Annotated in this window: 25 protein-coding genes and 4 pseudogenes; 3 read left to right on the forward strand and 26 right to left on the reverse strand. The window is 60.4% G+C overall.

Features of this window, described 5'->3' with window-relative positions; all coding sequences use genetic code 11:
* Positions 1–46: 46 nt before the first annotated feature.
* The 10 genes from hisIE to hisS form a co-directional block, all read right to left on the reverse strand.
* Positions 47–667, reverse strand: a complete 621-nt coding sequence (gene hisIE / locus ABQZ00_RS10610) for a bifunctional phosphoribosyl-AMP cyclohydrolase/phosphoribosyl-ATP diphosphatase HisIE (RefSeq protein ID WP_323539278.1) — start codon at positions 665–667, stop codon at positions 47–49.
* Positions 657–1433 carry an imidazole glycerol phosphate synthase subunit HisF gene (gene hisF / locus ABQZ00_RS10615; protein ID WP_055846413.1) on the reverse strand — a complete coding sequence of 259 codons (777 nt, stop codon included), beginning with the start codon at positions 1431–1433 and terminating at the stop codon, positions 657–659. Before hisF ends, hisIE begins: the two co-directional genes overlap by 11 nt.
* Positions 1427–2161: a 1-(5-phosphoribosyl)-5-[(5-phosphoribosylamino)methylideneamino]imidazole-4-carboxamide isomerase gene (hisA, locus tag ABQZ00_RS10620; protein ID WP_323539277.1), complete on the reverse strand. Its 735-nt coding sequence runs from the start codon at positions 2159–2161 to the stop codon at positions 1427–1429. The genes hisF and hisA overlap by 7 nt, the downstream gene beginning before the upstream one ends.
* Positions 2158–2760, reverse strand: a complete 603-nt coding sequence (gene hisH / locus ABQZ00_RS10625; protein WP_323539276.1) for an imidazole glycerol phosphate synthase subunit HisH — start codon at positions 2758–2760, stop codon at positions 2158–2160. Before hisH ends, hisA begins: the two co-directional genes overlap by 4 nt.
* Entirely contained in the window at positions 2757–3884 is a 1128-nt protein-coding gene (gene hisB / locus ABQZ00_RS10630) for a bifunctional histidinol-phosphatase/imidazoleglycerol-phosphate dehydratase HisB (protein WP_323539275.1), read from the reverse strand. The genes hisH and hisB overlap by 4 nt, the downstream gene beginning before the upstream one ends.
* Entirely contained in the window at positions 3881–4969 is a 1089-nt protein-coding gene (gene hisC, locus ABQZ00_RS10635) for a histidinol-phosphate transaminase (RefSeq protein WP_323539274.1), read from the reverse strand. The genes hisB and hisC overlap by 4 nt, the downstream gene beginning before the upstream one ends.
* Positions 4966–6261 carry a histidinol dehydrogenase gene (gene hisD / locus ABQZ00_RS10640; RefSeq protein WP_323539273.1) on the reverse strand — a complete coding sequence of 432 codons (1296 nt, stop codon included), beginning with the start codon at positions 6259–6261 and terminating at the stop codon, positions 4966–4968. Before hisD ends, hisC begins: the two co-directional genes overlap by 4 nt.
* On the reverse strand, positions 6258–7172 hold the full coding sequence (hisG, locus tag ABQZ00_RS10645) for an ATP phosphoribosyltransferase (protein WP_055846396.1): 915 nt from the start codon (positions 7170–7172) through the stop codon (positions 6258–6260). The genes hisD and hisG overlap by 4 nt, the downstream gene beginning before the upstream one ends.
* Positions 7173–7181: 9 nt before the next feature.
* The gene (locus ABQZ00_RS10650; protein ID WP_055846394.1) at positions 7182–7508 is read right to left on the reverse strand and encodes a YerC/YecD family TrpR-related protein; all 327 of its coding nucleotides are present in this window, start codon (positions 7506–7508) and stop codon (positions 7182–7184) included.
* Positions 7509–7709: 201 nt separating this feature from the next.
* Complete coding sequence (gene hisS / locus ABQZ00_RS10655; RefSeq protein WP_323539272.1) at positions 7710–9146, reverse strand: histidine--tRNA ligase; 1437 nt, start codon at positions 9144–9146, stop codon at positions 7710–7712.
* 248 nt (positions 9147–9394) lie between these two features.
* Here hisS and ABQZ00_RS10660 point away from each other — a divergent pair, with 248 nt between their 5' ends.
* A complete protein-coding gene (locus ABQZ00_RS10660; protein WP_311239585.1) occupies positions 9395–10018 on the forward strand; it encodes a Crp/Fnr family transcriptional regulator in 624 nt (207 codons plus the stop codon).
* 211 nt (positions 10019–10229) lie between these two features.
* Here the strand turns inward: ABQZ00_RS10660 and ABQZ00_RS10665 are convergent, their stop codons facing one another.
* Both ABQZ00_RS10665 and thrC read right to left on the reverse strand, forming a co-directional pair.
* On the reverse strand, positions 10230–10970 hold the full coding sequence (locus ABQZ00_RS10665; RefSeq protein ID WP_323539271.1) for a murein L,D-transpeptidase catalytic domain family protein: 741 nt from the start codon (positions 10968–10970) through the stop codon (positions 10230–10232).
* Between the two features lie 103 nt (positions 10971–11073).
* On the reverse strand, positions 11074–12378 hold the full coding sequence (thrC, locus tag ABQZ00_RS10670; RefSeq protein ID WP_323539270.1) for a threonine synthase: 1305 nt from the start codon (positions 12376–12378) through the stop codon (positions 11074–11076).
* A 158-nt stretch (positions 12379–12536) separates the two neighbouring features.
* Between thrC and ABQZ00_RS10675 the strand changes: the two genes are divergently transcribed.
* Positions 12537–12851 (forward strand): EthD family reductase, encoded by a 315-nt coding sequence (locus tag ABQZ00_RS10675; protein ID WP_055846374.1) that lies wholly within the window; start codon positions 12537–12539, stop codon positions 12849–12851.
* A gap of 74 nt (positions 12852–12925) precedes the next feature.
* Here the strand turns inward: ABQZ00_RS10675 and ABQZ00_RS10680 are convergent, their stop codons facing one another.
* From ABQZ00_RS10680 to ABQZ00_RS10690, 3 genes are all read right to left on the reverse strand, one after another.
* A complete protein-coding gene (locus tag ABQZ00_RS10680) occupies positions 12926–13921 on the reverse strand; it encodes a homoserine kinase (protein WP_503064259.1) in 996 nt (331 codons plus the stop codon).
* Complete coding sequence (gene thrA, locus ABQZ00_RS10685; protein ID WP_323539269.1) at positions 13918–16425, reverse strand: bifunctional aspartate kinase/homoserine dehydrogenase I; 2508 nt, start codon at positions 16423–16425, stop codon at positions 13918–13920. Before thrA ends, ABQZ00_RS10680 begins: the two co-directional genes overlap by 4 nt.
* 514 nt (positions 16426–16939) lie before the next feature.
* Positions 16940–17425 (reverse strand): TspO/MBR family protein, encoded by a 486-nt coding sequence (locus ABQZ00_RS10690; protein WP_323539331.1) that lies wholly within the window; start codon positions 17423–17425, stop codon positions 16940–16942.
* A 91-nt stretch (positions 17426–17516) separates the two neighbouring features.
* Between ABQZ00_RS10690 and ABQZ00_RS10695 the strand changes: the two are divergent.
* A pseudogene (locus ABQZ00_RS10695) lies at positions 17517–17764 on the forward strand (integrase core domain-containing protein); the annotation flags it as partial.
* Between the two features lie 149 nt (positions 17765–17913).
* On the opposite strand, the gene ABQZ00_RS10700 reads toward ABQZ00_RS10695, so the two are convergent.
* The 11 genes and pseudogenes from ABQZ00_RS10700 to ABQZ00_RS10750 form a co-directional block, all read right to left on the reverse strand.
* Complete coding sequence (locus tag ABQZ00_RS10700; RefSeq protein WP_323539268.1) at positions 17914–18414, reverse strand: hypothetical protein; 501 nt, start codon at positions 18412–18414, stop codon at positions 17914–17916.
* 7 nt (positions 18415–18421) lie between these two features.
* Positions 18422–18718 (reverse strand): hypothetical protein, encoded by a 297-nt coding sequence (locus tag ABQZ00_RS10705; protein ID WP_323539267.1) that lies wholly within the window; start codon positions 18716–18718, stop codon positions 18422–18424.
* Between the two features lie 323 nt (positions 18719–19041).
* On the reverse strand, positions 19042–19404 hold the full coding sequence (locus ABQZ00_RS10710) for a hypothetical protein (protein ID WP_323539266.1): 363 nt from the start codon (positions 19402–19404) through the stop codon (positions 19042–19044).
* Between the two features lie 287 nt (positions 19405–19691).
* Positions 19692–20267, reverse strand: a complete 576-nt coding sequence (locus ABQZ00_RS10715) for a hypothetical protein (RefSeq protein ID WP_323539265.1) — start codon at positions 20265–20267, stop codon at positions 19692–19694.
* Between the two features lie 266 nt (positions 20268–20533).
* Entirely contained in the window at positions 20534–20773 is a 240-nt protein-coding gene (locus ABQZ00_RS10720; protein ID WP_323539264.1) for a hypothetical protein, read from the reverse strand.
* Positions 20774–21325: 552 nt separating this feature from the next.
* Positions 21326–21604, reverse strand: a complete 279-nt coding sequence (locus tag ABQZ00_RS10725; RefSeq protein ID WP_323539263.1) for a hypothetical protein — start codon at positions 21602–21604, stop codon at positions 21326–21328.
* A gap of 256 nt (positions 21605–21860) precedes the next feature.
* Positions 21861–22199 carry a hypothetical protein gene (locus tag ABQZ00_RS10730; RefSeq protein ID WP_323539262.1) on the reverse strand — a complete coding sequence of 113 codons (339 nt, stop codon included), beginning with the start codon at positions 22197–22199 and terminating at the stop codon, positions 21861–21863.
* Positions 22200–22636: 437 nt separating this feature from the next.
* Positions 22637–22786, reverse strand: a pseudogene (locus ABQZ00_RS10735) (S-layer family protein); the annotation flags it as partial.
* Positions 22787–22886: 100 nt separating this feature from the next.
* Entirely contained in the window at positions 22887–23123 is a 237-nt protein-coding gene (locus tag ABQZ00_RS10740) for a hypothetical protein (RefSeq protein WP_323539260.1), read from the reverse strand.
* A 9-nt stretch (positions 23124–23132) separates the two neighbouring features.
* Positions 23133–23375 (reverse strand): annotated as a pseudogene (locus ABQZ00_RS10745) (transposase); the annotation flags it as partial.
* A 73-nt stretch (positions 23376–23448) separates the two neighbouring features.
* Positions 23449–23993 (reverse strand): annotated as a pseudogene (locus ABQZ00_RS10750) (hypothetical protein); the annotation flags it as partial.
* Positions 23994–24004: the final 11 nt, after the last annotated feature.

The following is a 24004-nucleotide window of genomic DNA, read 5'->3' on the forward strand; positions in this document are numbered from 1 at the left end:
CCTTATCGGTAACGCGTCGCGCCCGGGTGCGCTCCTACCAATCGCTTTATTTGTGCCGCGACTCCAACAATGCCACTGCATCGCCCAGGCCCAGGCCGCGCGCGCGCAGCAGCACGATCAGGTGGTACAGCAGGTCGGCGGATTCACCGAGCAACTCCGCATCGCCCTGCACCACGCCCGCCAGGGCGGTTTCCACGCCCTCCTCGCCCACCTTCTGCGCGATGCGGCGGATGCCTTGCTCGAACAGCGTGGTGGTGTAACTGCCATGCGGCCGCTCGCGCTCGCGCGTGGCGATCAATGCATCCAGGCTACCGAGGAATTGACCCGGCGCGCTCGGAAAACAACTGGTGCGACCCAGATGGCAGGTGGGACCATGCGGACGCGCCAACACCAGCAACGTATCGGCGTCGCAATCAGCTTCGATCGAGACCACGCGCAACACGTTGCCCGAGCTCTCGCCCTTGGTCCACAAACGCTGCTTGCTGCGGCTGAAGAAGGTGACTTCGCCGCGCTGCTGCGTCACTGCCAACGCCTCGACATTCATGTAGCCCAGCATCAGCACGCGCAGGTTGTCGGCGTCCTGCACGACGACCGGCAACAAGCCATCGCCCTTGCTCCAGTCCAGCGCCTGCAGTGCGTCGTCGGTTGCCACGGTGTCACTGCCCATCACGTACCTCGATCTGTTGCGCGCGCAAAAATTGCTTGAGTTCCGGAATCGGAATCGCGCCGCTATGAAACACACTGGCAGCCAGGGCGCCGTCCACATCGGCCTGGTCGAACACGTCGGCAAAGTGCTGCAGTTCGCCGGCACCACCGGACGCGATCAACGGCACCCGACACAGCGCACGCACCTGGCGCAACTGCGCGATATCGTAGCCGCGCCGCACGCCGTCGTTGTCCATGCAATTGAGCACGATCTCACCGGCGCCCAGACGCTGCGCTTCGGCCACCCAGTCCAGCGTGCGCATCGGCAGCGCCTGGGTCTTGCTCGGATCGCCGGTGTAGCGACGTACCCGCCACTGGCCGTCTTCTTCACGAATGGAATCGATCCCGACCACAACGCATTGCACGCCAAAGGCATCGGCCAGTTCGGAAATCAGCTGTGGGCGGCCGAGTGCAGGCGAGTTGATCGAAATCTTGTCGGCACCGGCGTGCAACACCGCACGCGCCGTCTCGACATCGCGGATGCCGCCGGCAACGCAAAACGGAATGTCGATCAACCGCGCCACGCGCTCGACCCAGGTGTAATCGACCGAACGCCCTTCCGGGCTAGCGCCGATGTCGTAGAACACCAGCTCATCGGCGCCCTGCGCGCGATAACGCAATGCGAGTTCGACGATATCGCCCATGTCGATGTGGTCGCGGAACTTGACGCCCTTGACCACGCGCCCATCGCGCACGTCCAGGCAGGGAATGATGCGACGGCTCAACATGCCAGTGCGTCCTTGAGATCCAGGTGACCTTCGAGCAAGGCCTTGCCCAGCACGATGCCGGCGCAGCCCGAGGCCTTGGCCGCGGCGACGTCGGCAAGATTGCGCGCGCCGCCGGAGACCTGCACCTGCAGCTGCGGCGTGAGTGCCCGCAAATGCGCGTACAGATCCATGTTCGGCCCGGACAACATGCCATCGCGTGCGATGTCGGTGCACAGCAGGTGCTGCAGGCCGGCCTGCGCATAGCGCACCGCCAATTGGTCCAACGTGGCCTCGGCCGCTTCGGTCCAGCCATGCACCGGCAGCTGCCACACACCTGCTGCATCCTGGCGCGTGTCCAGTGCGATGGTCAGACGATCCGCACCAAATTCCTGCAACCAGGCAATCACGGTGTCGCTCGCGCGCACCGCCAGCGAGCCGATCACCACGCGCGCCGCACCTGCGTCGAGGATGCGCGCCACATCGTCGCGCGAACGCACGCCGCCGCCGGTCTGCACCTGCAAGCCGGTGGTGCGCGCGATCTCGCCCAGCGTGCCGGCCAAGGTATAGCCACCGGCCTTGGCCGCATCCAGATCCACCAGATGCATCCATTGTGCGCCGGCATCGGCAAACGCCTGCGCGCGCGGCAACACATCGTCGCCATACTGAGTTTCGCGCGCGTAATCGCCCTGCAACAAGCGCACCACGCGGCCGTTGCGGATATCCAGCGCCGGGTAAACGGTAAAACTCATGGGAAGCTCATCTCAAGAAAATTGCGCAGGATGCGGGCACCGGTCTCGGCCGAGCGCTCCGGGTGAAACTGCGCGCCACAGCGCAGGCCTTGCTGCACCACTGCAGTGAACAAGCCGCCGTGATCGCAGGCGGCCACCGTATCCGGGGTGACTGGCGCGGCGTAACCATGCACGAAATAGGCGCTGGCGCGTTCGGGCAGGCCGGCCAGCAAGGCCGATTCGCGAATCGGTACCAATTGGTTCCAGCCCATATGCGGGACGCGGATGCCGAGCGCCGGCGTCATGTGGCGCACCACACCCGGCAACAGGCCCAGACATTCCACATCGCCTTCTTCGGAACGCTCGAACAGCAGCTGCATGCCCAGGCAGATGCCGATCAATGGCACCTGCAACTGGCGCAGCGGCTCGATCAACCCTTGCGCGTGCAGCCGTTTCATCGCTTCCGGTGCCGCGCCGACGCCAGGCAGGATCACCCGATCGGCACCCTGCAAACCCGCCGCATCGCGCACCAATCGGGCTTCCACGCCGAGCCGCTCCAATGCGTAGCGCACCGAGCCCAGATTGGCGCCACCGGCGTCGATCAGCGCAAGGTCGGTCATAGCGCGCCCTTGGTCGAGGGCAGCGCCGTGCCTTCGCGACGGATCGCCTGGCGCAAGGCGCGTGCAAGCGCCTTGAAGCACGCCTCGACCTTGTGGTGATCGTTCTCGCCACGCACGCTCAAGTGCAGGTTCAAGCCGGATGCATCGCAGATGGAACGGAAGAAATGCGGGACCAGCTCGGTGGGCATATCGCCCACGCGTTCGCGTTTGAACTCGCCATCGAACACGAAGTACGGCCGGCCGCTGAAATCCAGCGCCGCGCTGGCGATGGTTTCATCCATCGGCAAGGTAAAGCCGTGTTGCGCGCCCTCGCCTGCCGCAAGCCAGGGGCTTTCGACCGGATCGAACCCATAGCGGCCAATTCCGCGCTTGTTGCCCAGGGCTTCGCGCAGTGCCTGGCCCAGCGCCAGGCCGGTGTCTTCGATGGTGTGGTGCTCATCGATATGCAGGTCGCCGTCGGCGCGGATATCCAGCGCAAAGCCACCGTGCTTGCCGATCTGCTCCAGCATGTGATCGAAGAACGGCAGGCCGGTGGCGGTATGCGGCTCGGCGACGCGATCCAGATCCAGCTCGACGCGGATCTTGGTTTCTTTGGTATTACGCTGAACCACCGCACGCCGTGGCGCATCGGCCAGTTCGTGCGCGATGCCCGGCCAATCCCAGTCGCCGCCGAATTCGTCGGTGCGTAGCTGGAAGCCGCGGATGTTGAGGTTCTGCGCAAACTGGATATCGGTGAGGCGGTCGCCCACCATCGCCGAGCGCGCCCAATCGATGTTGCGGTCTTGCAGGTAAGGCACCATCAGGCCAACGCCGGGCTTGCGCGTGGGCGCGTTGTCGGCCGGCCAGCTGCAGTCGATCAGCACTTCGCGGAACTCGATGCCTTGGCTTGAGAAGATCTGCAGCATCAAGTTGTTGGGGCCATCGAATGCGGCGCGCGGATAGCCCTCGCTGCCCAGACCGTCCTGATTGGTGACGATGACGAACTGATAGCCGGCATCGCGCAGCTTGAGCATCGCCGGAATCACGTTATCGACAAAGCGCAGCTTCTCGTAGGCGTCGATCTGGTAGTCGGCCGGCTCGTTGATAAGCGTGCCATCGCGGTCGACAAAAAGAATCGGGGTCATGCGGCCTCCTGCTTGCGCTGCAGCGCGCCAAGCACGCGTTGGTTCTGCTCGACCGTGCCCAGCGTGATACGCAATGCATCGGACAAGCGCGGCACCGCGCGTTGATCGCGCACCACCACGCCGGCTTCCAACAGCGCCTGGAAAGCAGCCTCGGCGTCGTCAAAACGCACCAGCAAAAAGTTACCTTGCGACGCATACACCTGGCGGACGCCGGCAAGCTGCGTCAATGCCACGCGCACGCGCTCACGCTCGCTGCGCACCTCGGCAATGCGCCGGCGTGTGACCTCCAGTGCCGGCGCAGACAACGCTTGCTCGGCCATCACCGCGCACGGCGTGGGCACTGGATACGGGGCCTGGCAGCGTCGCAACAAGGCAATCAACTCGGCATTGGCGATCAGGCAACCAATGCGTGCAGCGGCAAGCGCATGCGCTTTGGACAAGGTGCGCAGCACGGCAAGATTCTCGTAGCGGCTCAGCAGCGTCACCGCAGATGGCACGTCCGAAAATTCGCCGTAGGCCTCGTCCACAACCACCAGTGCTTTGCCCTGCAGCGCCTGCAATGCGACTTCGATGTCCTGCAACGCAATCGCCGACCCCGCCGGGTTGGAGGGCGAGCACAAAAACACCAGCTTCGCCTTCGAGGCCAGTGCCGCCTCGACGATGGCGGCGATGTCTGCATGGAATCCATCGCTGCCATCGACCAATGGCACCTCGACCAGCGGCGCATTCTGCAAGCGCGCGCAGACCGCATACATGCCAAATACCGGTGGCGTCACCACCACTGCATCGCGCTCGGGCACGCACAGACCGCGTACCAGCAGGTCGATCGCTTCGTCGCTGCCGCGGCCAAGCAGCAGTTGCTCGGGCGCGCAACCATACAACTCTGCCAACGCTGCGCGCAGGCCCTTGGGTTGCGGGTCGGGATAGCGTCGCGTGCTGCCGTGGGGATCGGCCGGGTTGCCCCAGGCCGATTCGTTGGCGTTGAGCCAGACATCGCCCTGCAACGCGCTGGTGCGTGCCGACGAATAACCGGCAAACGCACGCAGGTCTTCGCGTACCAAATCAAGAATCGATGGCGTGCTCATGCCGCCACTCCCATGCGCAGCGCCACCGCATTGGCATGCGCATCCAGGCCTTCGGCGCGCGCAAGAATCAACGCGCATTCGCCGATGCCATCGATGCCGGCCTTGCTCGCCGCCTGCACGCTGACCATGTTCTGGAAGCTGGCCACGCTCACGCCGCTATACGCGCGCGCCGCGCCGCTGGTCGGCAACACATGGTTGGTGCCGCTGCAGTAATCGCCTAAGGCTTCGGGTGTGTAGTCGCCGAGAAATACCGAGCCGGCGGCTTCCACCTGGTTCAACCATGCGCGCGGTTCGCGCAGCGCCAGAATCAAGTGCTCGGGCGCATAGCGGTTGCTGATCACAAATGCCTCGTCCAGCGATTGCACCTTGATCAGCCGCGACTGCGCCAGCGCCTGACGGGCGATAGCGGCACGCGACAGCTGCGCCAGTTGTGCATCCAACTCCACTTGCACGGCGGCAATCAACGCATCGCTGTCGGACAACAACAAGACCTGCGAATCCGGGCCGTGCTCTGCCTGCGACAGCAGGTCGGCAGCCACAAAGGCGGGCTGCGCGCCGGCATCGGCAATCACCAACACTTCCGACGGACCGGCCGGCATGTCGATCGCTGCCGCGCCGGATTGCGCCACCTGCTGCTTGGCTTCGGTGACGTAGCTATTGCCCGGGCCGAACAACTTGTCGCAGCTCGGTACCGATTCGGTGCCATAGGCCATCGCGGCAATCGCCTGCGCGCCGCCGAGCTTGAATACGCGGCGCACGCCGGTGAGCTGCGCGGCCACCAGCACTGCCGGATCCACGCTGCCATCCTTGCGCGGCGGCGTGCACAGCACGACCTCGCGGCAGCCGGCCAGACGCGCAGGAACGCCAAGCATCAACGCGGTCGACGGCAACGGCGCGCTGCCGGCCGGCACGTACAACCCCACCCGCCCGATCGGCCGCACGATCTTTTCGCAGACCACCCCTGGCGCGGTTTCCACTGCATACCCCTCGCTCATGCCGGCGCGGTGGAAGGTGTCGATGCGTGCAACGGCATCCTGCATCGCCTGGCGCAGCTCCGGCGCGACGGCGGCCTCGGCGGCGGCGAATTCGGCCGCGCTCACTGCAAAACTGTCCAGCGACACGCCATCGAAACGCGCAGTGATTTCGCGCAACGCCGCATCGCCACGGGCACGCACATCGCTGATCAAGCTGGCGACCGCGTCGCGCGTCTGTGTGGCCACGGTCTGCACCGGGCGCGTCAAGGCGTCGGTACGCGACGCGCTGTCGAGTTGGGACCAATCGAGAATGTTCATGCCAGCGAGCGCTCCACTGTCAGCACCATCAAGCCTTGCGCACCTGCGCGTTCGAGTTCTTCCAACCGTTGCCAGGTCACCGCGCCGTGGCACATGGTCTGCAGCCGCAATGCGCCGTTGCCATCGTCCGGCAGCTGTACCAGCGGGTCGGCATCGGGCAGCAGGCGGCGTAGCGCATCCACGTTGCCGTGTTCGGCACGGAACATCAGCAGTTTGCTATCGCGCAACTTGAGCACGCCGTCCATGCGTCGCAGCAGCATCGCCAGCAACGCGGCGCGTGCATCGGCCGGTTCGCGTACGGCGCCGGCCAGCACGGCCTCGCTTTCCATCACCAGCTCCACCGGCTTGAGCTGATTGGCCGCCAACGTCGCGCCGCTGGACACCAGGTCGCAGATCAGGTCGGCAGTGCCGAGGCGCGGTGCGATCTCCACCGAACCCGACAATTCCACCACCGCCGCATCGATGCCCTGTCGCTCCAGCCAGTCGGCCAGGATCGCCGGGTAGCTGGTGGCGATGCGCTTGCCTGCCAGTTGCTGGATGCCCTGCCAGTCCCATTCTTCCGGTACTGCCAGCATCAGCCGGCACTGGCCGAAACCGACCCCGCGCACGGCATGGTAGGCGGCCGGCAAGCCAGCGCGACGACGCGACGACGCCTGCTCGTCGAGCTCGTTCTGGCCCACGATGCCTAAGTCGCAGACGCCGTCGGCGATCAGGCCCGGGATGTCGTCGTCGCGCACCAGCAACAAGTCCACCGGCAACGATTCGCCATAGCAGAACAATTTGTCGCGGCTCTGCCGCCAGCTCAGCCCGCAGGCGGCCAGCAGGCTGCGCGCCGGCTCGGCCAGACGGCCGTTTTTCTGGATGGCAATACGCAACCGGTCACGTGCCGGCGCTGCCGTGGAAGCACTCATCTTGTTCTCTCAGTGGGAATCGACAGGGCGCGACGACTGCTCGCGCAAGGCCTCGGCATAGCCGCCGGCGCCATGATCCAGGGTGCGCGCAACGCGCCCGATGGTGGTCACGCTGACCTGGGTCAGCTCGTGGATTTCGCGGTACGGCACGCCCTTGATCAGCAGCGGCACCACCCGCCAGCGGTCGGCCATGGCCTCCAGCTCGGCGGGCGTGCACAGATCGCGCAGAAATGCCTCGACCGAACCGGGCTCAGTCAGGCATGCCAGTGCATCGGCCAGCATCTTGAGGGAGGCGGCGACGTCGGTGGTTTCGCGGGGAGCGGGTCGTTGTTTCATTGCGTTAATGTAATAGCGTGTTAGTACATTAACGCAAATCGTGCACTAGCGACAAGGCCTGGGACGCGAACTGTTCAGGCCGAAATCCGAATCAGCTACATGCAGGCAATGAAAAACCCACTGATGCCTGGCATCAGTGGGTTCGTCTTCGCAGCGATCAGTCGGTTGGGCCTAGCCAAGCGCGTTGGCCGAACCATCCGCTCAACCGGCCTTGTCGCCCCCGGCCACCAACATCGCCTTGGCCTGTTCCAGCTCCACCTGCAGCGTGCTCGCCAACTCTTCGCGCGCCACATCGAACTGCTGCTCGCGTACCAGGTCCTTGACCGCCACCACGCCGCGCGCGAGTTCGTCGTCGCCGGCCAGCACCACAAAGCGGATGCCGGCGCGGGCGGCGTACTGGAACTGCTTGCCGACCTTTTTCGGCTCCATCTGCACTTCGGTGTTGATGCCGCCAATGCGCAGCCGGCGCGCGATATCCAACGCGTCGTCCAGGCGAGTTTCGTCCATCAGCGCCACCATGGCCTGCACGCTGCTTTCGGCAATGCCCTGGATCAGGCCGGCCTCGCGCAGTTGCCAGAACAATCGGGTCAGGCCGATCGAGATGCCCACGCCGGGCAGCTTGGACTTGGTGTAGTGACTGGCCAGGCTTTCATAGCGGCCGCCCGAGCAGATCGAGCCGATCTGCGGGTGGTCGGTGAGCGTGGTTTCGTAGACGGTGCCGGTGTAGTAGTCCAGCCCGCGCGCGATCGAGAAATTCAGGCAGTACGCGCTTTCCGGCACGCCCAGCGCCTTGACCAGCTCCAGCACCTCGCGTAATTCGGCAATACCCTCGCCCAGCGTCGCGCTGGCGCCCACCGAGGCTTCCAGCGCCTGCAACTGCGCCAGCGCATCGGCATGGCCGCTTGAGCGCACCGCCACGAAGGCCAGGATCTTGGCCACCTGCTCGGCAGCAATGCCGAAGCCCTCGCCCACCAGCGTGTCGCGCACATAATCGGCGCCGCGCTTGTCGATCTTGTCGACCTCGCGCAACACCGCCAGCTGCAACTCGCCTTCGGCCACACCCAGACTTTCGAAGAACCCGCGCAGCAACTTGCGGTTGTTTAACTGCACCTTGAAATCGCCGATGCCCAGTTCGGCAAACACCGCGTGGATCACCGCCAGCACTTCAGCGTCGTAGCGGATGCTCAGCGCATCCTTGCCGATCACATCGATATCGCACTGGTAAAACTCGCGGAAACGCCCGCGCTGCGCACGCTCGCCGCGGTACACGCGCTGCATCTGATAACGACGGAACGGGAAGCTGAGATCGTGCTCGTGCTCGGCGACATAGCGCGCCAGCGGCACGGTGAGATCGAAGCGCAGCGCCAGCTCCGGCAGACCGCCGTTTTCGGCACCTTCGTCGGCTGCGGCAGCCGCATTGGCCAGCGCGCCGGTGGACTGCACGAAGTAGACCTGACGTTCGGTTTCGCCGCCGGATTTGGTCAACAGCACATCGGAAAGCTCGAACACCGGGGTCTCGACCGGCAGGAACCCGAACCGCTCGTAGTTGCGGCGGATGACGTCCAGCATGCGCTGAAACGCGATCTGCTCGCGTGGCAGCAATTCCATGATGCCGGGCGGCGTACGGGGCTTGATCACGAGCGAAACTCCTGCAGAACGACTGGGGCGGGCCGGCAATTCTACCGGCTGGGCGGCCGCGCTGAGCGCATGGCGTATCATCGATCTGCGTCCCAGGCAGTGCGTGACCCATGTATCGGCAGCTTTCAGACCCCAGCGTGACCTGCCCGGCGCCTAGCGCGGCATCCGGCAGCGACGCGCGCAGCTCCGATTGCGCGCTATGCGCGGTCCGCGGCCGTGCGATCTGCGCGGCATTGTCGCCACAGGAAATGGACGCACTAGATGAGGCCACCACTGCGTCCAGCTATGCACCCGGCAGTACGCTGGTGCGTGCCGGCGATGCGCGCCAGCACGTCTACACCGTCACCTCCGGTGCCTTGCGCCTGGTGCGCACGCTGGCCGACGGCCGCCGCCAGATCACCGGTTTCGTGCTGCCCGGCGACTATGTAGGGCTGACCGAAACCGCGCAGCACCGCCACGATATCGAAGCCATGGTCGACAGCCGCGTGTGTCGTACGCCGATGGCGCAGATGCGCCAGTTGCGCGATCGCTACCCGCATCTGGAGCGCAAGCTGCTGCAGCGCGCCAGCATGGAACTGGCCGCCGCGCAGGACACCGGCCTGCTGCTGGCGCGGCTGCAACCCAGCGAACGGCTGGCGCACTTTCTGCTGCGCCTGGCCGCCCGCTCCACCCAGCCCGGTGCCAGCGGCGACACCGTGGCCCTGCCGATGAGCCGCGGCGACATCGCCGACCATCTCGGGCTGACCATTGAAACGGTGAGCCGCACCTTCACCAAACTCAGGCAACAGCAGCTGATCGCGCTACCGCAACTGCAGCTGGTGCAGATCCTGGACTACGCCGCCCTGCGCAGCCTGGCGGGCGACACGGTCTGAACGCTATCTGGTCAATGGCGGTTGAACACCTGGTTTGATTGCATCGCCGCGCAACTACACGTTGGCGAAGACGCGGCGCCAGTGCTCGCAGCGGTGACTAAGACAGCTGCTGGCCGGATGGCAGCACTCAATGCGACAGCGCAGATGCGCTCAACTCGCGCCGGCTGTGTTCTCAACTACGTTCTCGAATCAGCACGCAGCGCACGAGACTTCAACGCCCACCCGCACTCGCCACCGATGCACCGCAGCCGCTACTCAGCAGTTGCGACTGCCGCAGCCAGGCACGATCCGGGTAATAGGCGAACACGAACGCGCCCTCGCGCAAGGTGTCGATCAGCTGCCTGGCCACTGCCGGCCGCACTGCCGGGCAGCCAAGGCTGCGGCCCAGCCGCCCCTGGCTGCGGATGATGGCCTCGCTGACGTAGGGCGCACCGTGGATCACGATGGCGCGGTCGCGCGCGTGATCGTTGAAACCCGGCTCCAGCCCTTTGAGCCTTAACGAATAGCCGTTGTGGCCGGTGTAGGACTCCTGCGCGGTAAACGCCCCCAGGCTGGACTGGAAGCTGCCATCGGCGTTGGAGAACTTCGCGGCCAGGTTCTCGCCGGTATTGCGCCCGTGCGCCACCCATTCCTGGAACAACAACCGCTGCCGCGCCAGATCGAACACCCACAGCCGGCGCTCAGTCGACGGCCGGCTGTAGTCGATGACGCTGAGCACACGCTCATCGCCCACCTGCTGGCGTTGACGCGCGCATTGCAACGCTTCGGTGGCCAGTGCCAGAACCTGGCGGTCCAACGACGGCGCCTGACGCGCCAAGGCATCGATCAGCCCCGCACGCGGCGCGCCCAACGGCGAAACCGGGGACGCAGCCATGGTATCGGCCGCTACGGCCGTCCCCGCCGCTGCCCATCCGCACAACGCGGCGGCAACGACAATCACTCGATAAGACATGCAGCAACCCACATCGAACGCGGCGCCACGCCGGGGCCGCACCCGGATAGAGATAGCCCCATGCGCGGCAGTTTCCAACCCCGGCTGGCTGAACGCGTTTGGCTCAGGCCGCATCCGCAAGCAGGCGCTGCCGGAACACGGCGTAATCCGGCGCCAGCGCTTCGGCGTGTGCGGGACGTTGCAGCAGCGCCGCCAATGCCGGCGGAACATCGACCGCGCGGCCGATCAACGGCTCCACCACCCCTTCGAACTTGGCCGGGTGCGCGGTGGCAGCCACGGCCCAGTCGCCGGTGACGCCCTCGGCACCTTCGGCACGCAGTTGCTCCAGCACATGCACTGCGGTGGCGGTGTGCGGGCAATGCACTTCGCCGTAGCGCGCATAGCGCTGCTGGATGGTGTGGCTGATGGCCGTATCGTCTACCGACAGGGCGCGGAAAGCCTCGCGCAACGCCGCATCGTCACCTTGGTACAGCCAGCGCAGCCGCTCGAAATTGCTTGGTGCCCCCACGTCCATCGCATTGGCCAGGGTCGCCACGCTGGGCTGCGGGGCGTAGTCGTCGCCAGCAAAGTAATCCGGCAACACGTGGTTGGCGTTGGACGCCAGCGCGATCTTGCCCAACGGCACCCCGAGCGCACGCGCCAGGATCGCGGCCAGCCCGTTGCCCAGATTGCCGGTGGGCACCACCAGATTCAGCACACTGCCCGCCGTCGCCTGGTGCTGCAGGGCGGCATGCGCGTAGTAGCTCATCTGCGGCAGCAAGCGGCCCAGGCTGATGCTGTTGGCCGAGCTCAGCGGCACCTGCGTCTGCAGCGCTGTGTCGCTCAAGGCCTGTTTGACCATCGCCTGGCAATCGTCGAACGAGCCGGCCACCCGCAGTGCCTGGATGTTGTCGCCAAAGCAGCCCAGCTGATGCGCCTGACGCGGCGACACCCGCCCGTCCGGATACAGCACCACCACGCGCAAGCCCGGCTGACGATGGAATGCCGCCGCCACCGCAGCGCCGGTATCGCCGGACGTGGCCACCAGGATGGTGAGCGGGCGGTCTTCGGCACGACGCAGACGGGTCAGGCAGGCAGCCAGGAAGCGCGCACCGAAATCCTTGAATGCAGCGGTCGGGCCATGAAACAGCTCCAGCGCGTAATCGCCGGGCGTGGCCAGCGCCACCAGCGGCGCCGGGAAATCGAACGCCTCGGCGCAGATGGCGGGCAACTCGGGCGCCAACGCATCGCCTTCAAAAAACGGCTGCAGCAAGGTGGTGGCTGTCGCGGCCAGGTCGGCACCGGCGGCCAGCGTGCGCGCCGGCGGCAAGGTCTGCGGCACATACAGTCCGCCATCGGGGGCCAGGCCGGCGGCAATCGCCTGGCTCAGGCTTGCGGCGGGTGCGCCGCCACGGGTGGAGATGAACATCAGCGTGACTCCAGGCAAAAACAGGACCGGGTGTAACCCGGCAATGAAATGATCGAGGCAATGGGCATGGCTGGCGCGGTTGCTGCGTTCCGCCGAATGGTCGCCTGCGCGCGCCGGCACGGCGCTATGCTGCGCGCACCTTTCCGTGGAGTCGGCAGATGATCAAGGTCAGTGTGATGTACCCCTACCGCGAAGGCGCCCGTTTCGACCACACCTATTACCGCGATCAGCACATGCCGCTGGTGGCCGCGCGCATGGGTGCGGCCTGCCTGCGTTACACGGTGGACAAGGGACTCAGTGGCGGCGAGCCCGGCAGCACGCCGGCCTTCATCGGCATGTGCCATATCTTTTGCGACTCGGTGGAAGCCTTCAACGGCAGCTTCGGCCCGCACGCGACGGAGATCCTGGGTGACATCGCCAACTACACCGACCTCAGCCCGGTGATGCAGATCAGCGAGGTCGTGGTGGAATGAGCTGCTTGCAGCGTGTTGCGTGCTCCACACGCCACACGCTGCATCCTGCCGAGCCGGGACATGCAGATGCCGGCTCATTCGATCAGCCGTGCGGCCGGGCTGGCGATCGGCGACACCCAGGACTGACTATCGAACCCGGCAGCGGCGAAGGCAGCCTGCACCGCAGGCGCCGCGGCTTGCGCGGCGGCGCGCGTTTCGAACCAGGCAAACACGCTGGGGCCGGCACCGGAAATGCTCGCGCCCATTGCGTCATGCCCCAGCGCAGCCTGCTTGGCGGCGGCAAAGCCGGAGATCAATGGCGCACGGCGTGGCTCGACCAGCACATCGCGCAAGCCGGCACGCACCAACCCGGCATCGCCGGCATGGCAACCCGCCAGCACCAACGCAAGATTGGTGCTCTGCGCGACAAATTCGCGCAATTGATAATCGCCGGCCAGAGCCTCGCGCGCACGACGGGTTTCCAGCACCGCGTCCGGGTGCACCAACAGGCTATGCCACGCCGCTGGCACCGCGATCGGCACCAGCCGCTCCAGCGTGCACAACACCAAGCCCCCTAAAAACAGCGGCCCCAGATTGTCGCCATGCCGGCTACCGCTGGCGACGGCTTCGCCATCGAGCGCATGCTGATACAACTGCGTCGTGCTCAACGGCGTGTCCAGCAGCGCATTTGCCGCCACCAACGCGGCCACGCACGAGGCTGCCGAGCCGCCCATCCCCGAGCTCAGCGCAATGCCCTTGTCGATCTCCACTTCAAAGCCGTAAGGCAGCTCCAATGCGGCGCGCAGCGACATCAAGGCGGCGCCGGCGGTATTGCGTTCGGCATCCAGCGGTAACGCGACGGTAGTGCCGCGAATGGCGGCGATGCGTACCACCGGCGTATCGATGCGACGCACCGTTACCGTATCGCCCACGCCATCGACCGGATACCCCAACAGGTCGAAGCCCACGGCAACATTGGCAACCGATGCCGGGGCGAAGGCGCGCGCTTGGTGCAGAGCGCCCATGCCGAACGACACACCGCTTGCTTGCGCATGCGCGACTGCGGATTGACCGCTCACCGCCTGATTCACAACCGCGCCCCCTCGCCCGCCGCCACGCGCAGCAGATCGGCGAATACACCGGCCGCGGTAACTTCCGGTCCGGCGCCCGGGCCCTGCACCACCAACGGGTTTTCGCAGTAACGCCGCGTGGTGAACTGCACCACGTTGTCGGTGAGACGCAGATTGGCGAACGCATGATCGGCCGGCAATTCCACCAGGCCCACGCTGGGCGCGCGATCGGGCGGCAGCTGCGCGACATAGCGCAACACATTGCCGCGTGCACGCGCATCGGCCAGCCGTTGCGCAAATCCCGCGTCCACGTCCTGCAGATGCGCCATGAAGTCATCCACACTGGCCTGGCGCAAGGTTTCGGGCACCAGGCTTTCCACGTTGACGTCTTCCAGGCTGATCGCGCGCCCCGCTTCGCGCGCCAAAATCACCAGCTTGCGGGCCACATCCACGCCCGACAGATCGTCGCGCGGGTCCGGCTCGGTATAGCCCATGCCCCGCGCCTGAGTGACCAGTTCGGAGAACGCTACGCTGCCGTCGTATTTGTTGAACAGCCACGCCAACGTGCCGGAGAAGATGCCTTCGATCGAGGTCACCGCATCGCCGGTATCGACCAGATCGCGCAACGTGGTGATCACCGGCAGGCCTGCGCCCACGGTGGCCTCGTAACGGAAGCGCGCGCCACTGGCATCGGCTGCCGCACGGATCGCCTCGTAGCGCGCCAATGGGCCGGAGCCGGCTTGCTTGTTCGGCGTCACCACGTGGATACCGGCCGCCAACCAACCCGCATAGCGGTCGGCCACTTCGGCACTGCCGCTGCAATCGATGATCACCGTATGCGGCAGATGCGCGGACAGCAGATGCGTGGTGAAGCGCTCCAGATCAGTCGCGGTGGCTGCGGACGCGAAGGCATCCCGCCAGTTGCCCACCAGACCGCGCTCGTCGAGCAACATGCGGCCACGCGACACCACCGCGCGCAAGCGCAGGTCGATATTGGCCTTGCCCAGCAATTGCGGCTGCGCGATGCGCAACTGATCCAGCAACGCCGCGCCCACATTGCCCGGCCCGATCACGCCCACCGAGAACGTCTGCGGCGACAGCCAGAAGCCGGCATGCGCCGCGCGCAAGGCCTTGGTCGCGTGCGCCGCATCGATGGCCACCGAGATATTGCGCTCCGACGAACCCTGCGCGATGGCCAGAATATTGACCTGTGCGCGCCCCAGCGATTCGAACAAGCGCGCAGCAACACCCGGCTGGCCGGCCATGCCATCGCCCACCGCCGCCAACACGCTGATGCCGGTGGTCAACTGCACACGCTGCACCTGGCCGACCGTGAGTTCGTGCGCAAACGCCTGCAACAACGCATTGCGTGCACGCTCGGATTCGTGTTGTTTGACCACGCAGCAGATCGAATGCTCGGACGAGCCCTGCGAGATCATCACCACCGACACCTGCGCCGTCCGCAGCGCCGCGAACACGCGCTCGGCAGTGCCTGGCACGCCGATCAAGCCGGTGCCTTCCAGATTCAGCACGGCCAGGTCGGGGCTAAGCGTCAACCCCTTGATCGGCCCGCTCACCGCGCTGCTGGCGGTGATGCGCGTGCCCGGATGTTCCGGCTGGAAGGTGTTGCGGATGATGATCGGCAGGCCGCGCTCGATCGCCGGCGACATGGTCTGCGGGTGCACCACCTTCGCACCGAAATAGGCCAGCTCGCAGGCCTCGTCGTAGCTCAAGGTTTCCAGCTGCACTGCTTCGGGCACCACGCGCGGATCGGCCGACAGCACGCCATCCACATCGGTCCAGATATGCAGCTCCTCGGCATCGAACAAGGCCGCGAAGATCGCGCCGGAATAATCGCTGCCGTTGCGCCCAAGCGTGGTGATCCGGTCGGCGCGGTCGCGCGCCACAAATCCGGTCACCACAACCCGCGTCTGCGGATGCGCCTGGCGCCAGATCGCAAGCCGCTGCGCGCTGACATCCCAGTCCACATCCACGCCAAGCTCACCACGGTTGACCACCAGCACATCGCGGGCATCCAGTACCGCGCAGTCTTCGCCGATGGCGCGGAAGTGATCGCCCAGCAGCTGCGCCGAATACACCTCGCCCAGGCCCTGCACGCGGTCGAGCACCTCGCGCGGCAACTCGCCGATCACCGCCAAGGCACCCAGGATCTGCGCCAGATGCTCGAAGCGTTCGTCCAGCCATTCCACCGTTGGCCCCGAATGTTCGCCGAGCAAGGCCACCGCCGCACCGCGATGGCGTGCGCGCGTGTCATGCCAGCGCTCGCGCCACTCCGGTCGGTCCTGCGAAGCCAGCTCGGCCAGCTCGATCAAGGCATCGGTGACACCTTTCATCGCCGAAACCACGGTGACCTGCACGGTCTCCTCGCGCGCCAGCAACAGGCGTGCAACATGCCGATAGCGCTCGGCATCGGCCACCGACGTGCCGCCGAATTTGTGCACGACGGTGCGTGCGGAAGAGGCGGCAACAGCAGCGGGTTCGAGCGAAACAACAGGCGATGACATCGACAGACCTCGTTAGGGAGGCCCCGTCCGCATCAGATGAGGGAGGAAAGCCCCCGCATCCTGATCCGGGTGCGGGGCCGTTGTTTTCGGAAGTTACGCGAAGACGACGGGCCGCACCGGGCGAATGGTGACGGTGGTAATGGTGGTGGTAATGCCGGCCACGCCCGCACCCGGCCGCAGTAGCGGCTGACAGAGAAGCGAAGCGGTGGCGCAGGCGTTAGGCATGTACGCAAAAGACATCACCGGGCCGAGGCCTGTCAAGCATTGCGTGAATGCGCGCTTGCGCCCCGATGATCGCGTGATCAGAAAACCTTGCTGGACAGTGCTTTAAGCAATCCCTCGGCAAGCGATTGATTGCTATGGAAACTTTTTAGGCAGTGGCAAGACCGTTGCTTGCGCAGCCCACGTACTCGCGGCGAGGGCGTCGCAGCAAGCAAATCTTCGCGCGCGGCTGTGTTCGTGCGCTTAGCTCATCCTGCCTGGAACTCGGCCAAAGCGCCTTGAGCTAGCTTGCTCACAGCACGCCAGGGTTGAGCTGCCACACCGCGTAATTCAATGCCGCTGCAAAGCTGACCCACAACAGATACGGCACCAACAACCACCCGGCCAACCGTTGCCGCTTGCCGAAGGCGGCAATCGTGCAGGCCAATGACAGCCACAGCGCCACGATGTCCGCGAAGGCCCACGCCCCCTGATGCCACGCGAAGAACAACCAGCTCCACAGCCCGTTCAAGCCCAACTGCAGAACAAATAGACCAAGCGCTCCCCGGCACGCACGCCATCCCCCGCGTCGCCAGACCAGCCAGGCCGCCACGGCCATCATCCCGTACAACGCCGTCCACACCGGACCGAACAACCAACCGGGCGGCGCCCACGCCGGCCGCGCCAGCTCCGCATAGAAGGTGGCCGCCTGGATGGACGCCATCGCCCCGAGCCCGGCCACGGCGTAGCACAGTGCCAGCCAGCCAATCAGCCCGAACCACTGCCCTTTCTTCGACATCATCACGGCATATCCCAGAGTGAAAAACGAGGCGCTGATGCCGCACTCGCAGAAGCCGCTAAGCTGCCATAACGGCTGTCCAGACGGTGCAAATGCTGCGTTCGAGAGTTTCAACGGAGGCTACCGGCACGGCATGCTGGACATGCACATCTTCCGCACACCGAACGAGTTGAGCGAGCAGACCGAGCATTGGCTACCCGACTAAAACGAACAGATACCGCACGACAGCATGGGTGAGCTAATGCCGCCGAGTTCCGTGATCAACATCAATCGCGGACCTCTAAGTTTCATGCGGTACTGAATTGCGGGGAGTCGACAGCCCACGCCGCGCTTTTGTAGTCACTGGTTGGAGCAATTGGGCTTCGCCACTGGTTAAAAAATTGCAGATGACTGTGCGAGATCGTGCACTGGTAATCACGGCAGTCTGTAAATAGTGCATATCAGTGGATGAACTTCGAAATCAAGGCTACATATTTTTGACAGGCTTGTCACTGCCAGAGGTAACTCAAATTCTTAGAAAAATATTTAAACCTTTCTTCTTGAAAATTTTTGATCAATTGATCCCAAAAATCTCGGGAAACATTAATATCATTAATGTCCACACCATTAGGAAAATAAAAATATACGAGCTCATTACCTAGAGCTGTACATTCAATTTGAGCATCCATCCACACCATCAGCCTTGCGGAATAATCATTCTCGTCAATACCCATCCTTTCCCCGTCATCATCCGGATTAATATCAAGAAGCATTTTAGCATATTCCTCCAGCGTCCCTATTCCATTAGTTTCAAACCAATCGTCCGGCACTATTTTTATCAAATTCGTGACCAAGCAAAAATATATAATAGAAACAGAAATCTCGTGAAGAAAAATTTTGTCGCCACTTTGCCTGGCCCCATCAAACCTAAAGAAACATACTGGCATTTCGCTCATAGAAAGAACGTTTAAAACGAAAGCAGTCCGCACTTTTATTTCGTCAGTGATCATATTAACCTCACGGGGTAGGACGTGGCCCAAGATTTCCAATCAACGGGAATTTTAGCTTTAAAACATTAGTTCCGCCACCGCCAGTTAAATTATTGGATTTTCCATCAATCTCCAAAGATGCCGTAGTTTGCTGCGTCGTATTGCTTGCTATACCAGCTGGACGATAAGTAACCCAACTTCCATCCGGAGCCTTAGCGCGCCACGCGCCGCCCTTCATATTTATTACGTCTCCGGGCTTAGTTCCCTCAAAGAATTCTTTCGCAAGAATTTCCGCTGCCAGGTTTGGATTGGAAGTCGCGGGCATTTCTTTCGGCGTTCCGATTCCACTGATAGGCTGCCCTGGAAGTTCGCCTCCCCTGATGTCATTTAATGGTTGTGTTCCCAGGTCGTGCTTTGTGCGTTCGAGTTGTGGCTACCGGCGCTGGCCTGTACGTATGCGTATGTCATGTTTCTATTTCCGCGAACGCAAGATACCTGATAGGCCGTTAAAGGCAAGTCGTTTCGCGGCCTCGTGCAAGTTATGATCATTTCATCTTGCCCAAGGCCGCTAACTGGCCTGGCTTAATTTTAAATCCGAGCCCTGCTCAGGGCGGGGGATGTCGATATCACAAAAAACGTATTCCAGATTTATCGCAATTCTGACCACTCTTTCCAAGCCATTATGTATAGAGAAGATTCTGTATCTAGACGATTAATTATTTCATAGGCCGACGCATTTTTTTTCGTTGAGGCTTTGTGTAATTCTTCTAAGAGCCCCGTCGCGACAGCAGTCGAGAGGTCGCCTTCTTTTTCCATTGCTAATTTTATTAAGAGGAAAATTTTTTGTCTTTTTTCTTCAGATAATGTGGCAAAGTCTTTAACAAAATATTTTCCAAGCGATGAAAATATCACCGTCCACGGGATATCACCCCCCCAATCTTCCAGGTCAAAAGAGCGATCTTCCGGAAAAATATTTGCAATAAATTCTCTATAAAAAGCATTGCAATCCATTTTAATTTCCGTTAAGTGCGTTCTGCATATCTTCGATCACATTCATGGTTGAATCTCTATCTGTTGCAGAAGCATTGGGTTTTTCATTGAGACATCGCTGGCGCGCCCTAGTATAGCCCTGTGCTTTTTGTAAATGTGACCTTCCTCTAACCTGCTCACCTGTTTTCATTTCATAGCGAACTGCCGACGCCCCCCCGCCCCCCGCATGACATCTCCATCAGAATCACCAACTCGACTGACCGTTATGGAAGATTATATTAGTTTACTGATATCTCATCAAGGCAATATCAAGGCGCAAGGCGATAGCGACAGATTTCTCGCTTTGCTTTTTCTTGATAAGAACACTCAACCTTCATAAAATCCATTGGCTGAAGATCCACGCTTTTAGCAATCGCTCGCAATGTAGCTAGGCGGGATGCAAGGACGTCTGGGTAAGAAAGCATCCTTCCGTCAAAACTCCCCTGAACGGTAAGCCACCATCCTGCCGGGCTTCGATAAACATACTTGACCTCGTACCTTCTCAACGCACGGCCGGCATGATTGGCAAGAAAATATCTCTCATCAGATTTCGCAGTAACATCGCCTCGATCAAAGAAATACTTTTTCTCTTGAACTTCCCACTCCAACCCGTGACTATGAAAATTCTCTAGAAAACTAGATTCGCTTGGCACGCTTCGTTCAGACAGCTTTTCCAATCGCTCCCTCTCACGCTCATCTTCGAGTGCGCGCTTTGTTTCCGTCAATGAATTAACGGAAAAAATAGTTCCACCACCATCATAATGCCCCCAGGCCGTACTAGCTCCTAAGCCACTGTCTATAGGGATGCTATTTTTTTTTGTACGAAGGACAGAAAAGCCCTGCACGCCTATAACTTACAACACTTTCAATATCCCTTGCAGATATAACAACAGCATCTTTACATATATTGAGCACTCCTGCATCCGGAGAAAAATAAGCTACATACAAGTCATCACGTCCTTGAAAAACGCCGCAACCTATAAGGAGTATCGGAGCCGACGCGCAAATGGCCCGCAAAAATTTGCGCCTACTTGAATCACTCCCTCCTGGCCTTTTCATTATATTCATCCACTTTATTTTCATTCGATTTATTTTGTAATTTTATATTATTTTAAATGCATCCATTATGTATTGCATCACCACCACCAAATGAACCGACACCAAAAATGCTTTTCCAGAAATTGCCGCGAGCCTTATGCACATAGCAATCAAAATCATCCGGGTCCGCGCATTTCGTTCCACCAATAAAAGAAACACCCAATATATATGGCATAAAATAATTTGGGTTGTTTAAATAAACAAAATGATCGGAAACTCCTCCATCACCAATAATCACATTTATTGAATTCATCCAAAAACGGGGTTATGCAAAAATGGGATCAGGTTAACTTAACATACGCACCTGATACTGATCTTTCGCCGACTTAATAATTCCACAAAAACTAGTTACCCGCACTTAATTTTATCTGTTACATTTTCCAAAAATTGGTTCCCACAAAATTCTATGAGCGTATGTACGCGCATCCTCCTCAGACGACGCACAAAAAACCTCGTAATCATCATTTAATAGCAATTCCTTCCAAGAGACTTGCGTGTTACCGAATGCTGCAACAAGCTCTGCTTCTAGAGAAACCCTATGTGCGCCTGACGCCGATGCGCGCAGGTATATCTCGATAGAGACCTCTTCAGAAAGACCATCTTCAGCATTAAAGTATGTCTTAAGCGATCTTGAAATTTGCGGAAAACTAAACACATAACCACCATTTAGTAGATTTATAACAGAATTGCATAAACAATACTGATTTCCCTGCGACCCGTCGAGGGATTAATCTCATAAACTCCCTGAGCACTACGAACGCTGCCAATCTTTAGAAGCGGTCCTTCAGCAGTTTCGTTAATCACTTTATTGCAGCTTTGACAACGCGTTGATATCCATATCCAAGACTCGTTCCGAGGCCCCCACCATCCTGTACCTCAACAAGACGGCAAGGTCGTTGCCGGCCACCATGTTGACGGACTTGCCGCTGAGCGGTGAACCCACCGCAAGACTATCGTGCCACGCGTCGTGGGTGGTTGTCTTCTCATTGGAGAACGTGCTCTTCTTGCGCGTTTCCTTATCCACCACCGCATCATGCTGCTCCTGCGTGACGAGTAGCTTGATGCCCTTGCTGGCCGCAAGCACGATGCCGCCTGCTTGGCTGGCGGTTCGGGTGAGGTAGTTGCCTGCGCTAGATTCCTCTCCACCACACCGACGTTGGATAACAGCGCCCGTACAGGGGGTCTCTCTTTGGCGCCGCGATTTTGGTCGTTAGATTCGGCTGGCGAAAGTCAGCTCACCCCGCAGCGCCTTATCTGATTCAGCTGTTCATCTCGCTCTCGACCCGATGATTGTCTTAAATGAGGAGTTGCACCATTTGAATTAAATAGTCCTGAAATATTTATATAAATTTAATGTTTATAAACTCCAGAATATTAATTAAATATATTTCCTTATGGGCCGTATAATTCTTTAAGGTATAGCTTTCCATGAATTCCCTAGCCGCCTTACTGCCATGAGACCCGCTTTCAGACAACTGCGTCATCTCGCTTGGGCTGATAAAATTATTTTCCAGGAAATTACTTTCATGAGCAAATAAGTAATTATCTTTTAGGGCCAGAACCCCAAATTCTTCTGTTTCGTCTTCCACAGCAATCCAGCGCATAGAACTATCGCACAGCACTAAGGGATAAGATAAACTTCCTTTTCCGAAATCAATAGATGTGTCATACGCCTTCATTACATCATAACTAATATTATCTTTATCTATTAATAAAAAGAATTCTATTAAGGGGTCTATTCAAGAAAATTTTATAAATGCGTCAACGCCAGATAATTCGACAATCTTCTCTACCAAGTTATAATTAGTCATTAACGATCGTTCAAAGAACCAAAATTGCTCAATTTTTTCTTTGAATACCATTGATGGAAGCCTCAGTTCAAAGTCAACAACCGTTGGAATTTTCCATGAAATTTTTGAACGCATATTTTTCTTTGTTTGTTATCAAGAAAATTACCCCTCAGTGAATCTAAATTTAACGACGTCGCGCTTGGCCATTTATTTTCAGGGATGCAGAAGGTACTTCACCAGAAGTTGATTTTGGATAACTGGTTCATATAGTTAAGCATCAGGCACTGACTTTAGAAGCCATCGCCCAGACGGCTCTGGATCCACTAGGGGTCCACGCCCAGCTTGTCCAGCAGGAAATCGCTGCTGATGAGGTTGTCGTAGTTGACGAAGCGCGGGTCGGTCTCGATCAGGTAACGACGGCCCGGCCCACTGCTGCGCCAGGCGTTGATACCGCCGAGGCCGACTGCCACACTGCCGTAGCCTTGAAGTTGACGCCGGCTATCCGCAGCATATTTTCAAATATAACTCACCCTCTAATTAATTTATTCCATTTCACCATTTTATTTTTTAATAAATTTATTTGTTGTAAATTTCATAAATCCACTTCGCTAGAACTTCAGGAGAATCCGTTTCTTTCCTTAGACACTCATTACCACGATCCTTTGCAACAATGGCTATAACTCCAGATTCATTAATTTCTATGTATGGAGCACCAAATTCCTCGACACCAGTCCCCATAGGAAGATCCTTGTAAGGCTTCCCCTGCTCCTCAGCATATCTGAAAAAAAAATAGGCTATTTCATCAATTTTCACTTAAATCACCTTCATCGCATGGTTCTCCATCGCCAAATCAGCATAAATCCGCTTGAGCTTGGCATGCTCAGCTTCAACATCACGCAGCCGCCGCACGTCGGAAGCTTCCATGCCGCCGTACTTAGACTTCCAGACGTAGTACGTCGCATCGGAAATGCCCAGCTCGCGACAAACATCCTTGACCTGTCCTCCTCCCTCACCCTGCTTCAACGTCGTAACGATCTGGCTCTCGGTGAATTTGCTCTTGCGCATCGGTAGTTTCCTGGGTGGCTAGTGTGCCCGGAGACCTCTAGTCATGGCTGGATCAAGTTTACGGGAGGCTGACACGACGGCCCGGCCCATTGCTGCGCCAAGCGTTGATGCCGCCAAGGCCGACTACCGCGCGCCCCATGGCAGTGCGATCGGTGGCGTTGCCATTGGACAAGCGATACAACCCGCCGATGGGCAGATCGATCTGCGTCAGCGAGGTCTGGCCGCCGCCAACGATGTTGGCGAAGGGGATGGTGGCGGGGTCGAACACGTGTGCGGGTTTCGTTCGCACCTGCGGTGACACCGGTACCGGCAGCGGTGGTCTGAACATTCGTCTGACTCGACGGTGCTACGCACCAGGCCGCTGTCATCGGAGATCATCGGTGCGACCGACATCTTGACGATGCCGCTTGATGTGGCGAGCGTGGCGTCCTGCGTATTGGTGCCGACTTGCGTGCCGGTGCTGCCGCTGGTGCCTGTCGCAACGCGGATGCTGCCGGCGCTACCGCTGGCACGACCTTTCACCACAAGGCTGCCAACAGTTGCTGCGGTCTGGCGGGTACGGCCGCTCAGGCCGCCTTGTGCGCCGATGCCGTTGAGCGCACTGCCGCTGATGCTGCGCCTTGCTCAGG

Source organism: Xanthomonas sp. WHRI 10204 (genome assembly GCF_040202875.1).
Taxonomy (GTDB): Bacteria; Pseudomonadota; Gammaproteobacteria; order Xanthomonadales; family Xanthomonadaceae; genus Xanthomonas.

Coding starts and splice junctions, on each gene's coding strand:
- hisF (WP_055846413.1), bottom strand. CDS start 1,433: ATGTTGAGCCGTCGCATCATTCCCTGCCTGGACGTGCGCGATGGGCGC.
- thrA (WP_323539269.1), bottom strand. CDS start 16,425: ATGTCATCGCCTGTTGTTTCGCTCGAACCCGCTGCTGTTGCCGCCTCT.
- ABQZ00_RS10665 (WP_323539271.1), bottom strand. CDS start 10,970: ATGTCTTATCGAGTGATTGTCGTTGCCGCCGCGTTGTGCGGATGGGCA.
- hisB (WP_323539275.1), bottom strand. CDS start 3,884: ATGACCCCGATTCTTTTTGTCGACCGCGATGGCACGCTTATCAACGAG.
- hisG (WP_055846396.1), bottom strand. CDS start 7,172: ATGAGTGCTTCCACGGCAGCGCCGGCACGTGACCGGTTGCGTATTGCC.
- hisIE (WP_323539278.1), bottom strand. CDS start 667: ATGGGCAGTGACACCGTGGCAACCGACGACGCACTGCAGGCGCTGGAC.
- hisA (WP_323539277.1), bottom strand. CDS start 2,161: ATGAGTTTTACCGTTTACCCGGCGCTGGATATCCGCAACGGCCGCGTG.
- ABQZ00_RS10720 (WP_323539264.1), bottom strand. CDS start 20,773: ATGAATTCAATAAATGTGATTATTGGTGATGGAGGAGTTTCCGATCAT.
- hisH (WP_323539276.1), bottom strand. CDS start 2,760: ATGACCGACCTTGCGCTGATCGACGCCGGTGGCGCCAATCTGGGCTCG.
- thrC (WP_323539270.1), bottom strand. CDS start 12,378: ATGTTCATCTCCACCCGTGGCGGCGCACCCGCCGCAAGCCTGAGCCAG.
- hisC (WP_323539274.1), bottom strand. CDS start 4,969: ATGAGCACGCCATCGATTCTTGATTTGGTACGCGAAGACCTGCGTGCG.
- ABQZ00_RS10650 (WP_055846394.1), bottom strand. CDS start 7,508: ATGAAACAACGACCCGCTCCCCGCGAAACCACCGACGTCGCCGCCTCC.
- ABQZ00_RS10660 (WP_311239585.1), top strand. CDS start 9,395: ATGGACGCACTAGATGAGGCCACCACTGCGTCCAGCTATGCACCCGGC.
- hisD (WP_323539273.1), bottom strand. CDS start 6,261: ATGAACATTCTCGATTGGTCCCAACTCGACAGCGCGTCGCGTACCGAC.
- ABQZ00_RS10700 (WP_323539268.1), bottom strand. CDS start 18,414: ATGATCACTGACGAAATAAAAGTGCGGACTGCTTTCGTTTTAAACGTT.
- ABQZ00_RS10690 (WP_323539331.1), bottom strand. CDS start 17,425: ATGTCGAAGAAAGGGCAGTGGTTCGGGCTGATTGGCTGGCTGGCACTG.
- ABQZ00_RS10710 (WP_323539266.1), bottom strand. CDS start 19,404: ATGGATTGCAATGCTTTTTATAGAGAATTTATTGCAAATATTTTTCCG.
- ABQZ00_RS10730 (WP_323539262.1), bottom strand. CDS start 22,199: ATGAAGGCGTATGACACATCTATTGATTTCGGAAAAGGAAGTTTATCT.
- ABQZ00_RS10705 (WP_323539267.1), bottom strand. CDS start 18,718: ATGCCCGCGACTTCCAATCCAAACCTGGCAGCGGAAATTCTTGCGAAA.
- ABQZ00_RS10675 (WP_055846374.1), top strand. CDS start 12,537: ATGATCAAGGTCAGTGTGATGTACCCCTACCGCGAAGGCGCCCGTTTC.